Annotated in this window: 20 protein-coding genes; 9 read left to right on the top strand and 11 right to left on the bottom strand. The window is 68.3% G+C overall.

Annotated elements, in window-relative coordinates:
- Nucleotides 1-1,525 (bottom strand): DEAD/DEAH box helicase (locus tag ACLEQD_RS18755; RefSeq protein ID WP_410385686.1); only part of this gene is annotated, 1,525 nt, incomplete at its 3' end.
- A 90-nt stretch (nucleotides 1,526-1,615) separates the two neighbouring features.
- Nucleotides 1,616-2,386, bottom strand: coding sequence for a sporulation protein (locus ACLEQD_RS18750; RefSeq protein WP_410385685.1), 771 nt, complete (start codon nucleotides 2,384-2,386; stop codon nucleotides 1,616-1,618).
- 153 nt (nucleotides 2,387-2,539) lie between these two features.
- Between ACLEQD_RS18750 and ACLEQD_RS18745 the strand changes: the two genes are divergently transcribed.
- The 5 genes from ACLEQD_RS18745 to ACLEQD_RS18725 all read left to right on the top strand — a co-directional run bounded on the left by ACLEQD_RS18745 (nucleotide 2,540) and on the right by ACLEQD_RS18725 (nucleotide 5,830).
- On the top strand, nucleotides 2,540-3,655 hold the full coding sequence (locus ACLEQD_RS18745; protein WP_410385684.1) for a Gfo/Idh/MocA family protein: 1,116 nt from the start codon (nucleotides 2,540-2,542) through the stop codon (nucleotides 3,653-3,655).
- 71 nt (nucleotides 3,656-3,726) lie between these two features.
- Nucleotides 3,727-4,833 (top strand): hypothetical protein, encoded by a 1,107-nt coding sequence (locus ACLEQD_RS18740; RefSeq protein ID WP_410385683.1) that lies wholly within the window; start codon nucleotides 3,727-3,729, stop codon nucleotides 4,831-4,833.
- A gap of 1 nt (nucleotide 4,834) precedes the next feature.
- Nucleotides 4,835-5,056 carry a hypothetical protein gene (locus ACLEQD_RS18735; RefSeq protein WP_410385682.1) on the top strand — a complete coding sequence of 74 codons (222 nt, stop codon included), beginning with the start codon at nucleotides 4,835-4,837 and terminating at the stop codon, nucleotides 5,054-5,056.
- Complete coding sequence (locus ACLEQD_RS18730) at nucleotides 5,053-5,421, top strand: DUF2019 domain-containing protein (protein ID WP_410385681.1); 369 nt, start codon at nucleotides 5,053-5,055, stop codon at nucleotides 5,419-5,421. The genes ACLEQD_RS18735 and ACLEQD_RS18730 overlap by 4 nt, the downstream gene beginning before the upstream one ends.
- A gap of 1 nt (nucleotide 5,422) precedes the next feature.
- Nucleotides 5,423-5,830 carry a PaaI family thioesterase gene (locus ACLEQD_RS18725; protein WP_410385680.1) on the top strand — a complete coding sequence of 136 codons (408 nt, stop codon included), beginning with the start codon at nucleotides 5,423-5,425 and terminating at the stop codon, nucleotides 5,828-5,830.
- 18 nt (nucleotides 5,831-5,848) lie between these two features.
- On the opposite strand, the gene ACLEQD_RS18720 is transcribed toward ACLEQD_RS18725, so the two are convergent.
- The gene (locus tag ACLEQD_RS18720) at nucleotides 5,849-6,673 is read right to left on the bottom strand and encodes a nucleic acid/nucleotide deaminase domain-containing protein (RefSeq protein WP_410385679.1); all 825 of its coding nucleotides are present in this window, start codon (nucleotides 6,671-6,673) and stop codon (nucleotides 5,849-5,851) included.
- A gap of 153 nt (nucleotides 6,674-6,826) precedes the next feature.
- Nucleotides 6,827-7,246, bottom strand: a complete 420-nt coding sequence (locus ACLEQD_RS18715; RefSeq protein ID WP_410385678.1) for a DUF2267 domain-containing protein — start codon at nucleotides 7,244-7,246, stop codon at nucleotides 6,827-6,829.
- Nucleotides 7,247-7,563: 317 nt separating this feature from the next.
- Between ACLEQD_RS18715 and ACLEQD_RS18710 the strand changes: the two genes are divergently transcribed.
- Nucleotides 7,564-7,764 (top strand): hypothetical protein, encoded by a 201-nt coding sequence (locus ACLEQD_RS18710; RefSeq protein WP_410385677.1) that lies wholly within the window; start codon nucleotides 7,564-7,566, stop codon nucleotides 7,762-7,764.
- A gap of 28 nt (nucleotides 7,765-7,792) precedes the next feature.
- A complete protein-coding gene (locus ACLEQD_RS18705; protein ID WP_410385676.1) occupies nucleotides 7,793-8,302 on the top strand; it encodes a hypothetical protein in 510 nt (169 codons plus the stop codon).
- A gap of 80 nt (nucleotides 8,303-8,382) precedes the next feature.
- On the opposite strand, the gene ACLEQD_RS18700 is transcribed toward ACLEQD_RS18705, so the two are convergent.
- From ACLEQD_RS18700 to ACLEQD_RS18690, 3 genes are all read right to left on the bottom strand, one after another.
- The gene (locus ACLEQD_RS18700) at nucleotides 8,383-8,955 is read right to left on the bottom strand and encodes a hypothetical protein (protein WP_410385675.1); all 573 of its coding nucleotides are present in this window, start codon (nucleotides 8,953-8,955) and stop codon (nucleotides 8,383-8,385) included.
- Nucleotides 8,952-9,860, bottom strand: coding sequence for a viperin family antiviral radical SAM protein (locus ACLEQD_RS18695; protein ID WP_410385674.1), 909 nt, complete (start codon nucleotides 9,858-9,860; stop codon nucleotides 8,952-8,954). Before ACLEQD_RS18695 ends, ACLEQD_RS18700 begins: the two co-directional genes overlap by 4 nt.
- Nucleotides 9,861-9,942: 82 nt before the next feature.
- Nucleotides 9,943-11,244 (bottom strand): sigma-70 family RNA polymerase sigma factor, encoded by a 1,302-nt coding sequence (locus ACLEQD_RS18690; protein ID WP_410385673.1) that lies wholly within the window; start codon nucleotides 11,242-11,244, stop codon nucleotides 9,943-9,945.
- A gap of 167 nt (nucleotides 11,245-11,411) precedes the next feature.
- Between ACLEQD_RS18690 and ACLEQD_RS18685 the strand changes: the two genes are divergently transcribed.
- On the top strand, nucleotides 11,412-12,704 hold the full coding sequence (locus ACLEQD_RS18685; RefSeq protein ID WP_410385672.1) for a hypothetical protein: 1,293 nt from the start codon (nucleotides 11,412-11,414) through the stop codon (nucleotides 12,702-12,704).
- Nucleotides 12,704-13,051 (top strand): DUF2019 domain-containing protein, encoded by a 348-nt coding sequence (locus ACLEQD_RS18680; RefSeq protein ID WP_410385671.1) that lies wholly within the window; start codon nucleotides 12,704-12,706, stop codon nucleotides 13,049-13,051. Before ACLEQD_RS18685 ends, ACLEQD_RS18680 begins: the two co-directional genes overlap by 1 nt.
- A 20-nt stretch (nucleotides 13,052-13,071) precedes the next feature.
- Here the strand turns inward: ACLEQD_RS18680 and ACLEQD_RS18675 are convergent, their stop codons facing one another.
- The 4 genes from ACLEQD_RS18675 to ACLEQD_RS18660 form a co-directional block, all read right to left on the bottom strand.
- On the bottom strand, nucleotides 13,072-14,082 hold the full coding sequence (locus ACLEQD_RS18675; RefSeq protein ID WP_410385670.1) for an MlaD family protein: 1,011 nt from the start codon (nucleotides 14,080-14,082) through the stop codon (nucleotides 13,072-13,074).
- Entirely contained in the window at nucleotides 14,075-14,818 is a 744-nt protein-coding gene (locus tag ACLEQD_RS18670) for an ATP-binding cassette domain-containing protein (protein ID WP_410385669.1), read from the bottom strand. Before ACLEQD_RS18670 ends, ACLEQD_RS18675 begins: the two co-directional genes overlap by 8 nt.
- On the bottom strand, nucleotides 14,815-15,561 hold the full coding sequence (locus ACLEQD_RS18665; protein WP_410385668.1) for an MlaE family ABC transporter permease: 747 nt from the start codon (nucleotides 15,559-15,561) through the stop codon (nucleotides 14,815-14,817). The genes ACLEQD_RS18670 and ACLEQD_RS18665 overlap by 4 nt, the downstream gene beginning before the upstream one ends.
- Nucleotides 15,558-16,207 (bottom strand): ABC transporter permease (locus tag ACLEQD_RS18660; protein WP_410385667.1); only part of this gene is annotated, 650 nt, incomplete at its 5' end. The genes ACLEQD_RS18665 and ACLEQD_RS18660, both read right to left, overlap by 4 nt.

Genomic DNA, 16,207 nt, shown 5'->3' with positions numbered 1-16,207 from the left:
CGCGAGGGGCCCGCGCGGGGCCCCGGTCACCCGGCTCGCCACGCTCTTCCCGGTCCTGGCGGGGGCCGCGTGCCGGGCGCTCGGAGCGCTCACCGCCCCGGCCCGGAGGCCCGGAGCGCTCCGGACGCGGGAACTTCCGCTCCGTCGGCGCGGACACCTGGGGGATGTCCTGCTCGGAGGAGTCCCTGCCCTCGTCCTCCTTCTCCTGGAGGAGCTTGATGGCGGCGGCGGCCACGTCCATGACGCTGAACTCGCTGGACAGGTCCTCCGCGATGCCGCGGAACCCATCCAGCTCCCCGGCCACGAGCGTCTCGCGCAGCGACGAGCGGATCATTTCCAGCCTGCGCGCGCGCAGGTCCGACACGGTGGGGACCGCGGTGACCTCGATGCGCTGGCCGGTGAGCCGCTCGATGTTGCGCAGCAGCCGGTGCTCGCGGGGCTCCACCAGGGTGATGGCCACGCCCTCGCGGCCGGCGCGGCCCGTGCGGCCGATGCGGTGCACGTAGGCCTCCGGCGCGTTGGGCACGTCGAAGTTCACCACGTGCGTCAGCCGGGGGATGTCCAGGCCGCGCGCCGCGACGTCGGTGGCGATGAGCAGGTCCGCCGCCTGCGACTTGAACTGCTTGATGACGCGGTCGCGCTGCTCCTGGCTCATGCCGCCGTGCAGCGCGTGCGCGCGCCAGCCCCGGCCGTTGAGGGACGTGGTGAGCTCATCCACCTCCGTGCGCGTGCGGCAGAACACGATGGCGGCGGTGGGGGACTCCAGGTCCAGCACGCGCCCCAGCGTGGCGATCTTGAACGCGCGCGGCACGATGTAGGCCGTCTGCCGGACGCGGGGCATCTCCCCGGCCTCCAGCTTCTCCTTCTCGATGCGCACGCGCACCGGCTCGTGCAGGTGGCGCTCCGCGATGCTGGCGATGCGCGGGGGCAGGGTGGCGGAGAACAGCGCCGTCTGCCGCTCTTCGGGCGTCTCGGAGAGGATGGCCTCCAGGTCGTCCGCGAAGCCCATGTCGAGCATCTCGTCCGCTTCGTCCAGGACCACCGTGCGCACCTGGTTCAGCTTCATCGTCTTGCGGCGCAGGTGATCCAGCGCGCGGCCCGGCGTGGCGACGATGACGTCCACGCCGCGCTTGAGCACGCGCAGCTGCCGGCCAATCTCCTGGCCGCCGTAGAGCGGGAGCACGCTGACGCCCAGCTTCTGGCCGTAGCGGTGGATGGCCTCGGAGACCTGCATGGCCAGCTCACGCGTGGGCACCAGCACCAGCGCGGAGGTGCTGTGCGGCGCGGCGGCGCCCGGCTTCAGGTGCTGCAGAAGCGGGAGCGCGAACGCGGCCGTCTTGCCGGTGCCCGTGGCGGCGATGCCCAGCAGGTCCTTCTGGGCGAGCAGCGGCGGGAGCGCGGCGGCCTGGATGGGGGTCGGCTCTTCGTAGCCGAGCGCCGTCAGCGCCTCGACGAGCTCGGGCTTGAGCCCGAGGGCGTCGAAGGTGGGGGTCTCAGGGGTAGCGGGAGGCGGGGTAGCTTTCACACGGCGGCTTGTACCACTTCCGCGCCGGGCAGAGGACCTGGGAAGTCGCGTGCGTCCAGCCCTGTACGAAGGGCCGGGCCTTCCGGGCTTTCAAGCCCCGCCACGCAGGTGCGACGCCAGCCGCGCCGCGACCGCCCCCGTCCCTCCGGACAGGTCCGCGGAGGACAGGACCAGCCGCTGACGTCGGCCACCCTCCAGTGCCGTGCCCTCCAGGAGGGACGTGAGGCCCCGGGGGCCCCGGTCCAGGTCGAGGATCAGCTCCAGCGCGTCGTCCTGGGGGAACGGCAGGAGGCAGAGCGTGCGCGGCGGGCCCTGCCATGCCGGGCCGGAGTGGAACTCCAGCTCCTGGACGAAGGGCTCTTCGCGCCCCAGCGGGGAGCCGGCCTCGCAGTAGGCATTCCGCCACTGGAAGCCCAGGTGGAGCACGGCCTCGAGCACGGCCTGGAGGTGCGGGTGAGGCAGGACGTGGATGCGGTCGCTGTCCTCGGGGTTGAGGGCGTTGTCGATGTCGAGCGCCGTCTTGATCCACACGGGCGTGCCGCGCTCGGTGATGGGCGTGTGGGCGGGGAGGCGCAGGGAGAAGGGCAGCTCGCGCTCCTCGCCGGGCTGGAGGGTGAAGGGGTTGGAGATGCGCCAGGTGCGCACGACGGCGTTGAGCGCGCTGCGGCGGTCGTTGTCGCGCTGGAGGTACTGCGCCATCAGGTGCAGGTCGATGCGGTCGATCCGCTGGGGCGTGTGGCCGCCCTGGACGTGGACGAGCCCGCGCAGGTCGCCGCCCGCGCGCGCCGTGTCGTGCTCCAGGCGGGTGTCCACGCGCGCGCTGCCAATCCCAAGCCGGGCGAGCATCTTCATGAAGGGCATGACGTCACGGCATAGGCCGGATGGGGGCGCCGCGAAAGCCCGTGTGGCTGGCTGCCTGCCCTTCATGCGGCCCTGCACCGGAGGGCCGGGCGCGGCTTGCGGGGTGGCCCGGCGCGTCACCAGCGTAGAGCCTCACCACGGGAGAGGTGCACGATGGCCCAGGCGACGTCCAGGCGGGTGCGGTACGCGGTGGTGGGGGCGGGCAACCTGGCGCAGGTGGCCATCCTCCCGGCGTTCCAGCACGCGGAGGAGAACTCGGAGCTGGTGGCCCTCATCTCCTCCGACCCGGAGAAGCGGGACGTGCTCCAGAAGAAGTACGGCGTGGCGCACGTGGGCAGCTACGCGCAGTTCGAACAGGTGCTGCGCGAGTCGAAGGCGGACGCGGTCTACATCGTGTTGCCCAACACGCGGCACCGGGCCTTCACGGAGCGCGCGGCGCGCGTGGGGGTGCACGTCCTCTGCGAGAAGCCGATGGCGACGTCGGTGGAGGACTGCGAGGCGATGATCCGCGTCACGAACGAGAACGACGTGAAGCTGATGGTCGCGTACCGGTTGCACTTCGAGGAGGCGAACCTCCGCGCCATCGAGCTGGTGCGCTCCGGGCTGCTGGGGGATCCGCTGGTGTTCACGGGGACGCTCACGCAGCAGGTGCGCGAGGGGGACATCCGGACGCGCGTGGACGTGGGGGGCGGGGCGCTGCTGGACGAGGGGCCGTATCCCATCAACGCCGCGCGCTACCTGTTCCGCGACGAGCCGCGGGAGGTGTTCGCGTTCACGGCCGGTGGCCGGGACGGGCGGTTCCACGGGGTGGACGCGTCGGCGTTCGCGCTGCTGCGCTTCCCGAACGGGCGGGTGGCGCAGTTCGCCATCAGCCACGAGGCCTCCGCGGTGTCGAGCTACCGGCTGGTGGGCACGGAGGGCGACCTCCAGGTGAAGCACGGCTTCGGCTACGGCACGGACATCGAGCACGTGCTCACGGTGGGAGGGGAGACGGAGACGCGGACGTTCAAGAACAGCGACCAGTTCGCGCCGGAGCTCGTCTACTTCTCCCAGTGCATCCTGGAGGACCGGGAGCCGGAGCCCAACGGCATCGAAGGCCTGGCGGACGTGCGCGTCATCGTCGCGCTGCAGGAGTCCGCGCGCACGAACAAGCCCGTGAAGCTGGCCCCGTTCGAGAAGCCGAAGCGGCCCACGCTGGATCAGCTCATCGTCAAGCCCGCGGTGGAGCCGCCCGAGCCCGTGAATGCGCCGGCTCCGGCGGAGGGGTAGGGCAGGCGGGTTTGTCTGCGATTCCTTGATGTAAGGTCTTCCTGGATGCGTCCGCTCCAGGAGGACTTCGCATGCGGTCACGCTGGCTGATTCCGCTGCTGCTCACCCTCTTGTCCGGATGCGGCAGCGCCACGCGAACGGTCCGCCTGGATACGGGGACTGGTGCTTCCAGCGTGTTCACTCCTCGCTCCAGCACGCAGCCGGTCGCCCTGGATGCGGCTGACTTCAAGGAAGGCGTCAAGGCGCTGGCTCGCGTCGCACGTCCGTCCGCGCGGCCCCAGGAAGCCGCACGTCGGCTGTTCGAGGTCGGACCGCGTAGCGGCTCGTACCTGTACGACCCGCGCACTCGTCGCGTCACCGCGCTGGGGCCGGGCGAGCACCTGGAGGGAGAAGGGCCACAGGCGGACGTGGAGCTGACGCGTGCATACCTGCGTTGGTGCGAGCGGACCTCCAGGGACGGCGACTGCCTGCGCCTGTTGGTCGACGGTCCCACGGTCACGGGCGATGGCCGTTACGCCCTGGCCATGGCCCTCGCGCAAGGCGTCGTGCGGGACGAGATGATGGATGCGTTCAAGGGCATGGCCAATCCGGAGTCCCTGCTGGCGGCCGTCCTGTGGACCTGGACCACGTACATGATCTTGCTGGCGGTGCCTGAGCCGGTTGTCTCGAAGGGGATCGCCGCCGTGATGACCGCCACGCTCATCGCGTACGTAGGCGTCGACACCTTCTGGAGCCTCATCGTCGGGTTCAAACAATTGGTGGAAGCCGCGGACCGGGCCACCACGTTCGACGAGCTGCGCGTGGAAGGGGAGCGGTATGGCAAGGTCATGGGCCGCAATGCGGCACGTGCTTTCGTCTTGCTCGCCACCGCTGCGATTGGCGGCACGGCGCCAGGGCTGGCGGCGAGGCTCCCCCAGTTCCCAGGGGCTGCCCAGGCCGCCGTACAGGCCGAGTCTCAACTGGGAGTCCGGCTCGCGGCGATCGGGGGCGTGGAGACGGTCGCGGTGAGCGCGGAGTCCATCACCATCGCGATGGCGCCTGGAGCGGTGGCCATGGCTGCCAATGGAGGACGCGCGGGTGGCACCAGGGCCTGGGCTTCGTTCAGCGGGTTCAAGAAGGCCATGGGCCCGGCCGCCGGGCCAGGAGTGGCACCACATCGTCGAGCAGACGCCGGGTAACGTGAAACGCTTCGGGCCGCAGGCGGTTCACAACCCCGGCAATGTCATTCCGTTGGAAAAGGCCCTTCACTCTCGTATCAGCTCGTTCTACTCGACGATCCGGCGCGAACTGACGGGCTCGTCCTTGACTGTGCGACAGTGGCTGAGCACGCAGTCGTACGAGGCGCAGCGCGAATTCGGGTTGCAGGCCATCGAGAAGTTCAGCAAGGGAATCTGGCGATGAAGCTGGAGGCGCTGGTCGAACAGTTCGCGCTGAACGTGGCCGCCCAGACCGAGGCCACCTGGCGAAGCGATGCCAGGAGCGCGAACAAGCACGCCAGGAAGTACGGGGCCGCGGTCGACAAGCTGTTGGCTCATGGAGATGCAGGACGGGATGCACTCCTCGTCCTGCTCCAGCATGAGCGGATGGACGTCCGGGTCATGGCCGCCGCGCACCTGCTCCGATACCGCACGGCCGAAGCCAAGGCGGTCCTGGAGGAGGCTGCGAAGGGCGAAGGGATGATCCCGTTCTGTGCCCAGCAGGCCTTGAAGCGGTGGGAAGACGGCACCTGGGCGCTCGACAGGCCCGACTTACGTCAGGAGAAATGAAGTGGATGACCTTCAGGAGTTCGCGCGTCAGGTGTTCGCGTCCCAGCCCTTCAGCCAGTTCCTGGGAGCGCAGCTCGTCAGCTCCGGACCCGGGACCGCGGAGCTTCAGCTGCCCATCGTGGACCAGCTGAAGCAGCAGCACGGCTTCGTCCACGGGGGCGTGCTCAGCTACCTCGCGGACAACTCCATCACGTTCGCCGGAGGGCTGGCGCTGGGCGGCAACGCGCTGACCTCCGAGTACAAGATCAACTACTTGAAGCCCGCCGTGGGCTCGCTGCTCATCGCCCGGGCCCAGGCGAAGGCCACCGGCAAGCGGCAGGCCGTCTGTCAGTGCGAAGTGTTCGCCATGAAGGATGGCGTGGAGACGCTGTGTGCCATTGCGCAGGGCACGGTGGTCTCCACGGCCTGAAGGCGCCGGGGAGCGGGCCTACATGTTGGCGTTCTTCAGCGCCCGCCAGTACGGAATGGTCTGGGTGAGCTGCTTCAGGGCGGCGGGGACCTTCCACTGCCCGAAGAGGCCGGTGAGGCTTCCCTGGCGCGCGACCGTCACCACGCCCTGGTTCCAGGCGTTATACGCGGCCATGATGGACTCGCACTTCACGCAGCAGGGCTTGCTGATGGCGATGTAGACATCCGTCCTGGCATTGCCCACGTTGCCTGCGTTCGCCTGGTGCAGGTACTCCAGGATGCGCATCTCCGCGTGGACCGTGTTCCGGGTGTCACAGTTGAAGGCCGGGGCCCAGCCCACCACGGGCTGGAGCGTCGCGTTCAGGCCCCACTGGTATTGCACCGGGGCGGCCTGGCTCAGGAAGACGAATGAAGTGGGCGCGGTGATCAGGTCCTTGCTGCCTGACACGGCACTGGCGATCTTGACGAGCTTCTCCATCCGCATCCCGGCGTTGAAGGTGCTGTCGTCGTTGGTGGCCATGATGAGCTCGGTGCCAAAGGCACAGAAGGCCACGCACGTCCCGAACTCGTTCGCCTCCGCGACCTTGTCGAACCCCGGGCCGTACCAGAAGTCATCGTATTGATTCGTGGTGGGTTGCAGGGGCGCGCCGGTGCCTTGCAGCTTCTGCGCAAGCAGCTGGCCCACCTCGTTCTGCTTGGTGCCCAGCTGGGAGAAGCGCTGATTCGCGGGCAGGGCCTGCTGCCGGGGTTTGACGTACTCCTCGACGTAATGCGTGACGCACAGCTTGATGTCCGCCGAGATGGTGTCGTTCTTCTTGCCAGTGCACTTCGGACACTTGGCCATGGGCCCCCTCCTGCCTGTCTGGACCCAGGCTAGCACGGCGGGGACTGGCCCAGGCCGGGCACGAGGTGCGGCCCGCGGGTGACTCCTGGTGGCTTGGAGTCCCGGGGCTCCCTCGACATCCTGCTCGGCCGCGTGCGGGCGAGCCCCCTGGCGTCAGCTGGGGTGAATCCACAGGTCTCGGAGGTCTGGCGGCAGCTCTCCGGCGATGTCGTCGCTCTCCCCGGTGGAGATCTGCGCCTGGACGGCGCTGAAGACCGCGCGGACGATGGATTCGGCGTCCTCGGGCTCCACGTCCAGGTCCGTGGAAACCATCGCCAGCATCTCATCCCGGCCGAACTTGTGGGGCGGCGGCCCGGCCTCGTGGCGATCACACCGCACCAACAGCTCGCGGAGCTTGTGCGGCAGCTGCGCCTCCAGGTCATTGTCCTCCTCGCCGAAGAGGCGTTGCTCGAGCACGCACAGCACGGAGACGGCGGCTTCCTGGGCGGCCTGCTCGTCCGGGAACGAGCCCACGTCGCACAGGTATTTGAGGAAGGCCTTGTAGGTCTGCGACGTGCGGGATTCGTGGCGCATGCGGCGGCGCTCATCGAGCGGAACGGCCGTCCCGCGATGCGTGTGGTTTTCTACCTGCTGACCCGCTCTGGGGATGTTGGGGTCTGCCATGTCCGTCTCCTCGTTGCTCGAAGTAGGGTCCAACCCCGAAGCTGAAGTGCTCGCGAGGTCAGGGGAAGGCACACGCCGCCCTGCGAGCCGCCCGCTTCCCGCCGGCGGGGGATGACGGGAAGCGCCTGCTCGCACTTCCGTCGCAGCCCTTGCCTCGGCGCGAGTGCATCCGAACCGTGGAGAGAGGGGCCGCATGGCGCGGCCGCTCTCTCAAGTGAGGTTCCGTCATGCGTGAAAGTCTTCGACCCAGGGGAGAGGCGCTGCGCAGCGCGGCTCGCCGGATCGCGGTGCGGAGGGCCGAGGAGCCGGGGACGCCCCTGGTCCAGATCATCACGGAGGCCGCCCGCCACTTCGACCTCTCTCCGAGCGAGGAGCAGATGCTGCTGTCAGACCTGCTGTCCGAGAGCGCGGAAGCGCCTCTGCACTGAGGCTTGAAAGGCATGCTAGATGGGCGCCATGAACCTCATTCGACTGTCGGTCGTGGGCCTTGGCGTGGCGTTCCTGGGGGCGGGCTGCGGGGGCCGCCGGAGCAACTCCAAGGTGGACTTCTCCCAGATGGGGCCGTCCATCAATTCCAAGCGCTACGCGAACCTGGAGAAGATCGCCGCCAGGGATCTCAAGTGCGACGTGGAGCTGACGCCGCAGTACCTGGGTGAGAACCGGTACCAGATGATCGGCTGCAACACCGAGGGCATCTACGAGCTGCGCTGCATCATGGGTCAGTGCGCCTGGATTCCGGACGTGAGGCTCCGAGCGGAGTTCGACCTGGGGTGTGCGAAGTCGGATCTCCAGACGTCCAAGCTGGATCGCGTCACGGAAGGAGTCGCGGGCTGCGGAAAGCGCGCGACGTACCGGCTGCTCGGGTCGGGGTACGGATACTCGTGGGTCCTGAACTCTGTCGTGGCCCAGGACGAGGCGCCCGCCCCGGCGCCCGCGGACGAAGTGCCGGTGCCGACGACGCTTTGAGCAGAGGCGTCAATCGCACCAGGTGACGGCCCATCGCATGCGTCGATGGGCCGTTCTTCCAAGGCGACTTATGACTTCTTTCAAGTGACCTGCGCGTCGGCAGATCCTTCGAGCATCCGCTTCACGGTGAGATACAGGGCCTCGGGCGAGCCATCGTTCCTCAGGACGGCGTCGAAGGAACTTCGTTCGAGCCCCAGGAGCTCCATCTCCGTAGCGTGCCGTGCCAGTGCACCCGGTGCGCCCGCGCCCGGTCGTTCAATCAACCAGATGGCGGCGCCCATTTCCCGCGCCGCCCGCCACTCCGCCTGAGTGCGCAAGTCGGTGCAGACGACGCGTCCTCCCGCGCGCCGGATGGCGTCGACCCGGAGCCGGAAGGGCCGCAGCCAGACTTCGGGATCCAGCTCCAGGCAAGCCTGTCCGAAGCGTTGATAGAGCTCTCGGGGCGCCCGGCCGAAGCGTGGGTCCACTTCATTGCGCCGCTCGCCCCAGAGCTGCGCCGGGTCGAGCTGGAGCAGGCCCATCAATGCCGCCTTGATCGGATCCGCGAGTGCAACCCGCTCGAAGCCATACTGCTTCGCCAGGAACCCACCCAGCGTGTCCTTACCCGCCCCGGAAACGCCCGCGAGGCAGACCAGGCTGGTGGACGCGCTCATGACTCACCTCCGAACCGGTAGATCCCGCCACGATCGATGAAGCGAGTGAGGGAGAACTGGACCTGGGACCATGCGGTGTCCAAGCCCCGCTGGAGGATGGGGTCGCTGTAGCGATGGCCTCCCTCCGCGTTGTCGAAGAAGCGGCCCGCGGGGTCGACCATCGCGTAGCTGCCGCGCATGTCCTCATTGTCTTCAGGCACCAGGACGATGCCTTCGCGCTCCAGAAGACGATGGCGGTCGACGAACGCTTCGAAGTCCTCCCGGGGGCAGTACAGCTCTTCCACCTTGCCGGTGTTCTGACCTTCGACGTCGAGGACGCGCAACAGCTTCCAGCGTTCAGGCCGCAGCTCGCGGATGAGCGCCGTCTGGTCCTCGCCCGCGTTCAGGTTCGTGACGACCGTGTTGACCTTGAGGCGCATTCCCGCCCCGCGGATCTGCTCGGCGATGGACAGGTAGTGCTCGGGCGGCAGAGCCTTGCCATGAACGGCCCGCCCCAGCGCGGCATGCGTCTGGGGCGACACACTGTCGATGCTGAGGGTCACCCAATCCACCACACCGCGCAGGCGCGTGAGGGTGTCAGCATCCAGCCGGCTGCCATTGGTCACCAGCATCGTGGTGGCCCCCCGAGCCTTGGCGGCTGCCGCCAGCTCCGGCAACCACGGGCAGAGCAGGGGCTCTCCTCCCGCGAAGGTGATCTTCTGGAAGCGGAGCGACAACAGTTCCACCAGCCTCAGCGCCTCCTTCGCCGGAAGATGCCCCTTGGGGAGCACGTCCCTGCGGACGTCCTGGAAGGTGGCGAAGCAGAACCGGCAACGCATGTTGCACGGCTCCCACAGGTGGAAGTTGACCGACGGCGGCATCACCTGGGCGGTGGCCGAGAAGGGGGTGGCAGACAGCGGGTCCATGAAGCCTCCAGAAAACCGCCCGAGTCAGGCGGTCTGGTGCTCCACTCTCTTCAGCGAATTAAGTGTGACCCAAAATCGTAAGTCACTGACATCGCTGGAGAAAAATGGTCCGCAATTGATCTCGGGCCCGCTGGACCCGCTTGCGCGCGGTCGCGGGGTCGATGCCGAGCCGAACGCCGATCTCGGTGTCGGGCAGCTCGTCGAAGTAGTGCATTTCGAGGACTTCGCGATGCTTGTCCGGAAGGGAGCAGAGCGCGGCATGGAGCGCCGCGTGGGATTCCTGTTCCACGTACTGGTCGTCTGGCCGGAGAAGGCATGGAGGGTCAGGAGCCTCATCCAGTGAGCAGGTCCGGGCCATGCGCCTGAACTGGTTCTGGGCGCCGTACTCCACGGAGCGGAGGAAATACCGTTCGAACTCAGCGGGAGGCTTCTTCCTGAGGCAGATGTTCAGGAGGATGGCGTGGACTAGGTCGTCGGCGTCCACCTCGCTATTGACGAGGTTCTGGGCAATCCGGCGGGCCTTGGACATCAAATCCCGCTGCAGGAACTGCCGTTCCATGCAGGATCGGGTGTTGAGCTCGACGCCGGATTCCGCGGAGGCGTTGAAGGACGCCGCGCTGACGTCCGCGAAGCCGTCATCCGTTGCCGCAAGGACGGGCGCGGGGCGTGAGGGCTGCGCGGCGAGGAGCGCCTGCCTCGAGCACTCCCACGACAGGGCATCGCAGCGGGATGGCCGTGCGGACGCCACGGTCTGGGCGCGGGCCTGGAGTGCCTCCGCAAGGGATCCCACGACGAGCGTCAGCCCCGTGGCCGCGAGTGCCGCCAGGGTCAACATCCCGGCCCCGAAAGGTGAGGCCTGCGCGATGCGCCAGGAGAGCCGGATCATCCCGACGCTCATCCGGACCAGGAACGCGCTGACGGCGACAATCATCCAGACGGAGAATGCGATGACGAGCGCGCCGGGCAGCACGGGCAAGGCACTGCGCAGATTTCGTTCCGGAAGGGCCAGCTGGCACGCCACGAACAGGAGCAGTCCCAGCAGGGCCCAGGGCCAGCGCAGCAGGAGGGGAGGGGGACCGGCCCTGCCAGCCAGCCGCCGGAAGCCATTCCACCCGGTGATGGCCACGAACGCGATCAGCGCCATGCCCAGGAAGACGATGGAGAGTTGGGCCGCGCCCTCGAAGATGCCGGACGCGAGTGCGCCGATGCGCTCCAGGATGACCGCCGCGCCCGCGAACCCCAGAAGTCCCGTGGCGCCGATGCCCACGAAAATGCCTGGGATGACGACGTTGACGGAGAAGATGCCGAGTGCCAATGCCACCAGCACCAACTGCCAGCCCGCGGTCCGCCGTGGTTGCGGTCCAGACTCCCCTTGCTGCGCCATGCGGCCTTCCTTCTGAGAACTGCACTGCCATCGTACGGGCTTGCTTGGCGTAGGAGAATGCGTCGCCCATGAATGCCAGTGGCGCCTGCTCCCGCATTGCCACTGCGTGGGCGTAGATTGGAGACTGTTACCAGGAGATGGGGTCCTCCCCGAAGGCGAAGGTGTTCATGGCGACCCGGCTGGTGGTATCGGTCCTTGTTCTGGCGCTGCTCGGCGCATGTGTGAGCCGGCCGAGACTCCGCCTCGAATCAGGGCAGGGGCGCTCCATCGCGTACGTGCCCTGGTCCTCCGCCAAGCCGGTGGTGGTAGGGGCGGACGCATTCGAGGCGGCGCTCTCTGGCTGGGTCCTGGAGTTCCCGCTCGAGCTTCGATCAGAGCGTCAATCCTGGTGGGTACGGGCCGCCTATCCGGGCAGCACACCGGACGCGCAATGGCGAAGCTTGATGCGCAAGAGCTTCGGAGGCATTTGCCGGTCGAGCCAGGAGCACGAGGATTGCCTCTCGCTCCTCGTTGATGTTTCAGCATTGGACGAGGCGGATCGGTTGGGCATCGCGTTGGGCCTTTCGCTTGGCCCGCTGAGGTCGAGCATCGCCAAGGCGGTTGAAGACACCCTTGCGCCACAGCTCTTCTACACCGTCATCGCGACGGGGATGGTTACCTGGGCGGTGCTGGCAGCCAATCCTGAGCCTGTCTTCACCAAGGCAGCCGCGATCATCTCCGCGCTTCTCCTGATCTATCTGGGCGTGGAGACCTTCCTGGCGGTGGTGGAGGCAAGTCGGGAGCTGAAGCTGGCTACAGAGCTGGCGACCTCTCCCAGGGAGTTGGACCAGGCGGCGCGGCACTTCGCGAATCGCGTCGGGCCCGAAGTCGCGCGTGTCTTCGTCCTCGCGGTGACGGCCGTGGTGAGCCATGGGATGACCGGAGGCGCGGCGTCGCTGGCCTCGCGGCTCTCGAGAATGCCCGGCTATCCGGGAGTGGGGGCATCTCATGCAGGGGTCGCGCTGGCCAACGTAGGACAGGTGAGCGCGGTGTCCATCGTGGGTGACACCGTTGTCGTCTCACTTCCCGCCACGGCGGTTGCGATGGCGGCTCGAAATGGGGCCAGGGCGAGCAGCAGTCCCGGCAGCCCACGAGCCTGGGGCTCATTCAGCGGATTCAAGCGAGCCCTCGGACCGGCGGAGGACGGAAAGCAGTGGCACCACATCGTCGAACAGACACCGGGAAACGTGGACCGGTTTGGACCCGAGGCCATCCACAACACCGAAAACGTCATCCAGATGGACCAAGGGCTGCACAAGCGGCTGAGCGGGTTCTACTCATCGATTCAACAGGAAATCACCGGTTCGCGGAGCCTGACAGTGAGACAGTGGTTGAGCACGCAGTCCTTTGAGGCTCAACGCGACTTCGGTCTACAGGCCATCGAGAAGATCCAGAAACGAATCTGGGGAGTCTGGAAGTGATGATGGAAAAGCTCGTGGAAGCATTCGCCCAGCATGCCGCGGCCCAGAACGATTCGATCCGGCAGGGGGATGCGAAGACTGGGAACAAGCACGCCAAGAAGGTGAACGAGACGTTCGACAAGCTCTGCGCCCATGGGAACGCGGGGCGGGACGCACTCGCGGCCCTGCTCACCCATCCGCGCATGGACGTCCGGGTCAAGGCGGCCGCTTTTCTCCTTCGCCATCGAACGGATGACGCCAAGGCCGTCCTTCAGGAGGCAGCGCAAGGGCAGGACCTTGTCTCTTTCGCTGCCTCCGAGGCACTGAAGCGCTGGGCGGATGGAACCTGGGCGCTGGACCCCGGGTAGTCACACGATGGCTTGGGAACTCAATCCTTCCAGAGGACCTTCCACGGGTGCTTGCGCAGGTCCGTGACCAGGGTCTTCAACTCGTCGTAGAGCGCAGGGTCTTTGAGTAACGCGCCGCCCGTGCCTTCTCCCGCGTCCAGCTGTCCCAGGATGCGGTCCGCCTTGGTGGCGATCTGCTCCAGCTGGCCCGCCGCCGCCGTGAACCGCTGGAGGGCCAGCTTCACCTGCTGGCCGTCCTCGGGCGTCAGCGGCCCCGTCACCGCCGCCAGGCCGTCCAGGGTCGTTCCGGCGGACTTCGTCAGGCCGGGGAGGTCCTTTCGCATCACGGCCGCCACGGCGGAGGCGTCGTCCAGGAGGCGGGCTCCCTTGCCTCCAGGCTGCATGGATTCCTTCGCCAGCTGTGCCAGCTGCCGCAGGTCCTTTGACGCCGCCGCCAGCTCCGAGGCCAGGACCTTCACGTCGCCTTTGTTCTCCGTCAGGACCTCGTCCAGCGTCTTCGCCAGCCGCGACACGTTGGCGGCCAGGGCCGTCACGGCCTCCGGATCCTTCTCCAGCATGTCCGACAGCAACGTCACGAACTTGGAGAGCTGTTCCGACAGCAGGTCCAGGCGCGGCGCGTCCACGCCCCGTAGCGCCTCTGTCTCAGGCAGCGGCGCATCCGCGTTGCCCGGGTTCAACTCCAGATACGGCTCCCCCAGCAGGCCCACCGTCCCCACCGTCACCCTCGCGTCCTTGCGCAGGGCGCCCCTCGCCGCGGGCTCCACGGACAGGTCCATGCGGACGGGGAGGGGGAGGCCCTTCGCATCCCTTCGGTCCGCGAGCAGGTGGATGGTGTCCACCTTGCCCACCTGGACGCCTCCCAGCTTCACCGGGGCTCCCTGCACCACGTTGCCCGTGTGCGCGAAGTCCACCTCCAGCCTGGCGCCTCGGCCCAGCGTCAGCTCTCCCATCAACCAGAGCAACACCAGCACTCCCACCAGCGTCGCGAGCACCAGCGCTCCGACCTTCAACTCCAGCCGTTGCTCATCCATCCGTCTCGCCCTCCATGAACGGCGCCGTCAGTGTCCGCAGCTCCGGGGCCGGGGACTCCAGGAAGCCCTCCGGGCTCCCCAGGTACGCGCTGCGCCCCTTCGCCACCACCAGCACCCGGTCCGCAATCCCTCTCAACTGCCGGTAGTCGTGGGACACCACCAGCGCTCCCAGCCCCTGCTCCTTCAACGACGCCAGCACCGCCTCCACCTGCATCGCCGCCCTCCGGTCCAGCCCCGTCGTCGGCTCGTCCAGCAGCAGGTAGCGCGGCTTGAGCACCAGCGCCCTCGCGATGGCCGCCCGCTTCTTCGCCCCGGGCCCCAGCTCCGGCGGCAGCCGGTCCGCCCACTCCTTCAGTCCCACCTTCTCCAGCGCCGTCTCCACCGCTTCCTCCGGGGCGCTTGGATCCGCGAGGCGCACGTTCTCCCGCAGCGTCCTCCAGTCCAGCAGCGCGGGGCCCTGCACCAGGTAGGGCGCCCGGCGGCGGAGGTTCACCAGCGTCCGCTCCGCTTGCGTGTCCACGCGCTCCCCCAACAACGTCACCTTGCCCGCCTCGGGCCTCAGCAGGCCCACCGCCAAGCGGCACAGCACGCTCTTTCCGGAGCCGCTCGCTCCCGCGATGAACGTCAGCTCCCGCGTGGAGACCCGCGCGCTCAGGCCGTCCAGCACGCGGCGGCCCTGCTCGAAGGCAATGGCCACGTCCTCGAAGACCAGCGTGTCCGGACTGGTGTCATTCACAGGCGCACGAACTGGAACGCAAGCGACACCGTCAGGTCAATCAACAGACACCCCAGACTGGCGGCCACCACGCCTTCCGTCGTCGCCTCGCCCACCGCCTCCGCGCCGCCCCTGGCGTTCAGGCCCGCCACCGCCGCCGCGAGCGGGATGTACAGCCCGCATCCCAGCACCTTCAGCCCTCCCACCAGCAGGTCCCACCCATCCACGTACCTCGCGTCCATGAACGCCCGGCCGTCGATGTCCAACGCCACGCTCGCCACCAGCACCGCCGACGCCGTCGCCGCCACCGTCCCCAGCACGCTCAGGAGTGGAACGCCCACCACGCCCGCCACCAACCGGGGCGCCACGAGGTCCGCGTACGGATCCCCCGCCGACATCTCCAGCGCCTCCACCTGCTCGTTCACGCTCATCGTGGCCAGCTCCGCGGAGTGGCTGGCCCCGGCTCGCGACGCCGTCAGCAGCGCCGACACCGCCGGGCCCAGCTCGCGCACCAGCATCTCGAAGTAGGCCGGGCCCAGCACCGCCACGTTGCCAATCAGCTTCTTCGCCTGCGCGTTGGCGATCATCACCAGCACCGCGCCGAAGAAGGCCATGCCCGACATCACCAGCCACACGCTGCGCCCGCCCAGCGCGTGCACCTGCGCCAGCGTCTCCCGCCAGGGGATTCCCTCCCTCGCGCCCGCGCGGACCGTGCGCGCCAGCATCACGCCCGGCGCCCCGAAGAAGAGCAGCACCCGCCTCATGCGAGCACCCTCGACAGCAGCGTCGTCAGCAGGAAGTCCAACAGGAAGATGGCCGCGCAGCCCAGCACCACCGCGCTCGCAGCGGCCTCTCCCACGGCGCGGGCTCCACCCTTCGCCCGCAGGCCCACCGCCGTGGACACCAGCGAGATGGCCAGCCCGAACGCCCCCGTCTTCACCACGCCCCCCAAGAGGTCGGACGGGCTCAGCATCTGCGCGAACGTCCCGAAGAACACCCGCACCGGCAGGTCCAACGTGAGCTTCGCCGCCACCGCCTCGCAGAGGATGGCCACCAGGAACGTGAACGTGCTCAGCGCCAGCATGCTCACCTCCATCGCCACCACCCGGGGCGCCACCAGCAGCGCGAACGGATCCAGGCCAATGCCTCTCAAACCTTCAATCTGTCCGCCCACCTTCAGCGTGGCCAGCTCCGCCGCGTTCCTCGCGCCGATGCGCGCGGACATGATCAACCCCAGCAAGAGCGGACCGAACTCCCACAGCACGCCGTAGCCCGCGGCCCAGCCCAGGAACGCCCGCGCCCCGAAGCGCTGGATGTAGAGCGCCGCCTGCACCACCACGATGACGCCCGCCAGCGCCGCCGTCGCCAACGCCAGCGGCAACGAGCCGTACGCCGAACTGCACCAGCCCC

This window comes from Corallococcus sp. 4LFB (genome assembly GCF_046520365.1).
In the GTDB taxonomy this organism is placed as follows: Bacteria; Myxococcota; Myxococcia; order Myxococcales; family Myxococcaceae; genus Corallococcus; species Corallococcus caeni.
This window is presented reverse-complemented; position numbering and strand designations above follow the sequence as displayed.

Excerpts from the sequence above, each read along its gene's own strand:
- ACLEQD_RS18680 (WP_410385671.1), top strand. The coding sequence starts at position 12,704 with ATGATGGAAAAGCTCGTGGAAGCATTCGCCCAGCATGCCGCGGCCCAG.
- ACLEQD_RS18675 (WP_410385670.1), bottom strand. The coding sequence starts at position 14,082 with ATGGATGAGCAACGGCTGGAGTTGAAGGTCGGAGCGCTGGTGCTCGCG.
- ACLEQD_RS18720 (WP_410385679.1), bottom strand. The coding sequence starts at position 6,673 with ATGGCCAAGTGTCCGAAGTGCACTGGCAAGAAGAACGACACCATCTCG.
- ACLEQD_RS18710 (WP_410385677.1), top strand. The coding sequence starts at position 7,564 with ATGCGTGAAAGTCTTCGACCCAGGGGAGAGGCGCTGCGCAGCGCGGCT.
- ACLEQD_RS18690 (WP_410385673.1), bottom strand. The coding sequence starts at position 11,244 with ATGGCGCAGCAAGGGGAGTCTGGACCGCAACCACGGCGGACCGCGGGC.
- ACLEQD_RS18695 (WP_410385674.1), bottom strand. The coding sequence starts at position 9,860 with ATGGACCCGCTGTCTGCCACCCCCTTCTCGGCCACCGCCCAGGTGATG.
- ACLEQD_RS18730 (WP_410385681.1), top strand. The coding sequence starts at position 5,053 with ATGAAGCTGGAGGCGCTGGTCGAACAGTTCGCGCTGAACGTGGCCGCC.
- ACLEQD_RS18665 (WP_410385668.1), bottom strand. The coding sequence starts at position 15,561 with ATGAGGCGGGTGCTGCTCTTCTTCGGGGCGCCGGGCGTGATGCTGGCG.
- ACLEQD_RS18745 (WP_410385684.1), top strand. The coding sequence starts at position 2,540 with ATGGCCCAGGCGACGTCCAGGCGGGTGCGGTACGCGGTGGTGGGGGCG.
- ACLEQD_RS18685 (WP_410385672.1), top strand. The coding sequence starts at position 11,412 with ATGGCGACCCGGCTGGTGGTATCGGTCCTTGTTCTGGCGCTGCTCGGC.
- ACLEQD_RS18740 (WP_410385683.1), top strand. The coding sequence starts at position 3,727 with ATGCGGTCACGCTGGCTGATTCCGCTGCTGCTCACCCTCTTGTCCGGA.
- ACLEQD_RS18700 (WP_410385675.1), bottom strand. The coding sequence starts at position 8,955 with ATGAGCGCGTCCACCAGCCTGGTCTGCCTCGCGGGCGTTTCCGGGGCG.
- ACLEQD_RS18750 (WP_410385685.1), bottom strand. The coding sequence starts at position 2,386 with ATGCCCTTCATGAAGATGCTCGCCCGGCTTGGGATTGGCAGCGCGCGC.
- ACLEQD_RS18705 (WP_410385676.1), top strand. The coding sequence starts at position 7,793 with ATGAACCTCATTCGACTGTCGGTCGTGGGCCTTGGCGTGGCGTTCCTG.
- ACLEQD_RS18715 (WP_410385678.1), bottom strand. The coding sequence starts at position 7,246 with ATGCGCCACGAATCCCGCACGTCGCAGACCTACAAGGCCTTCCTCAAA.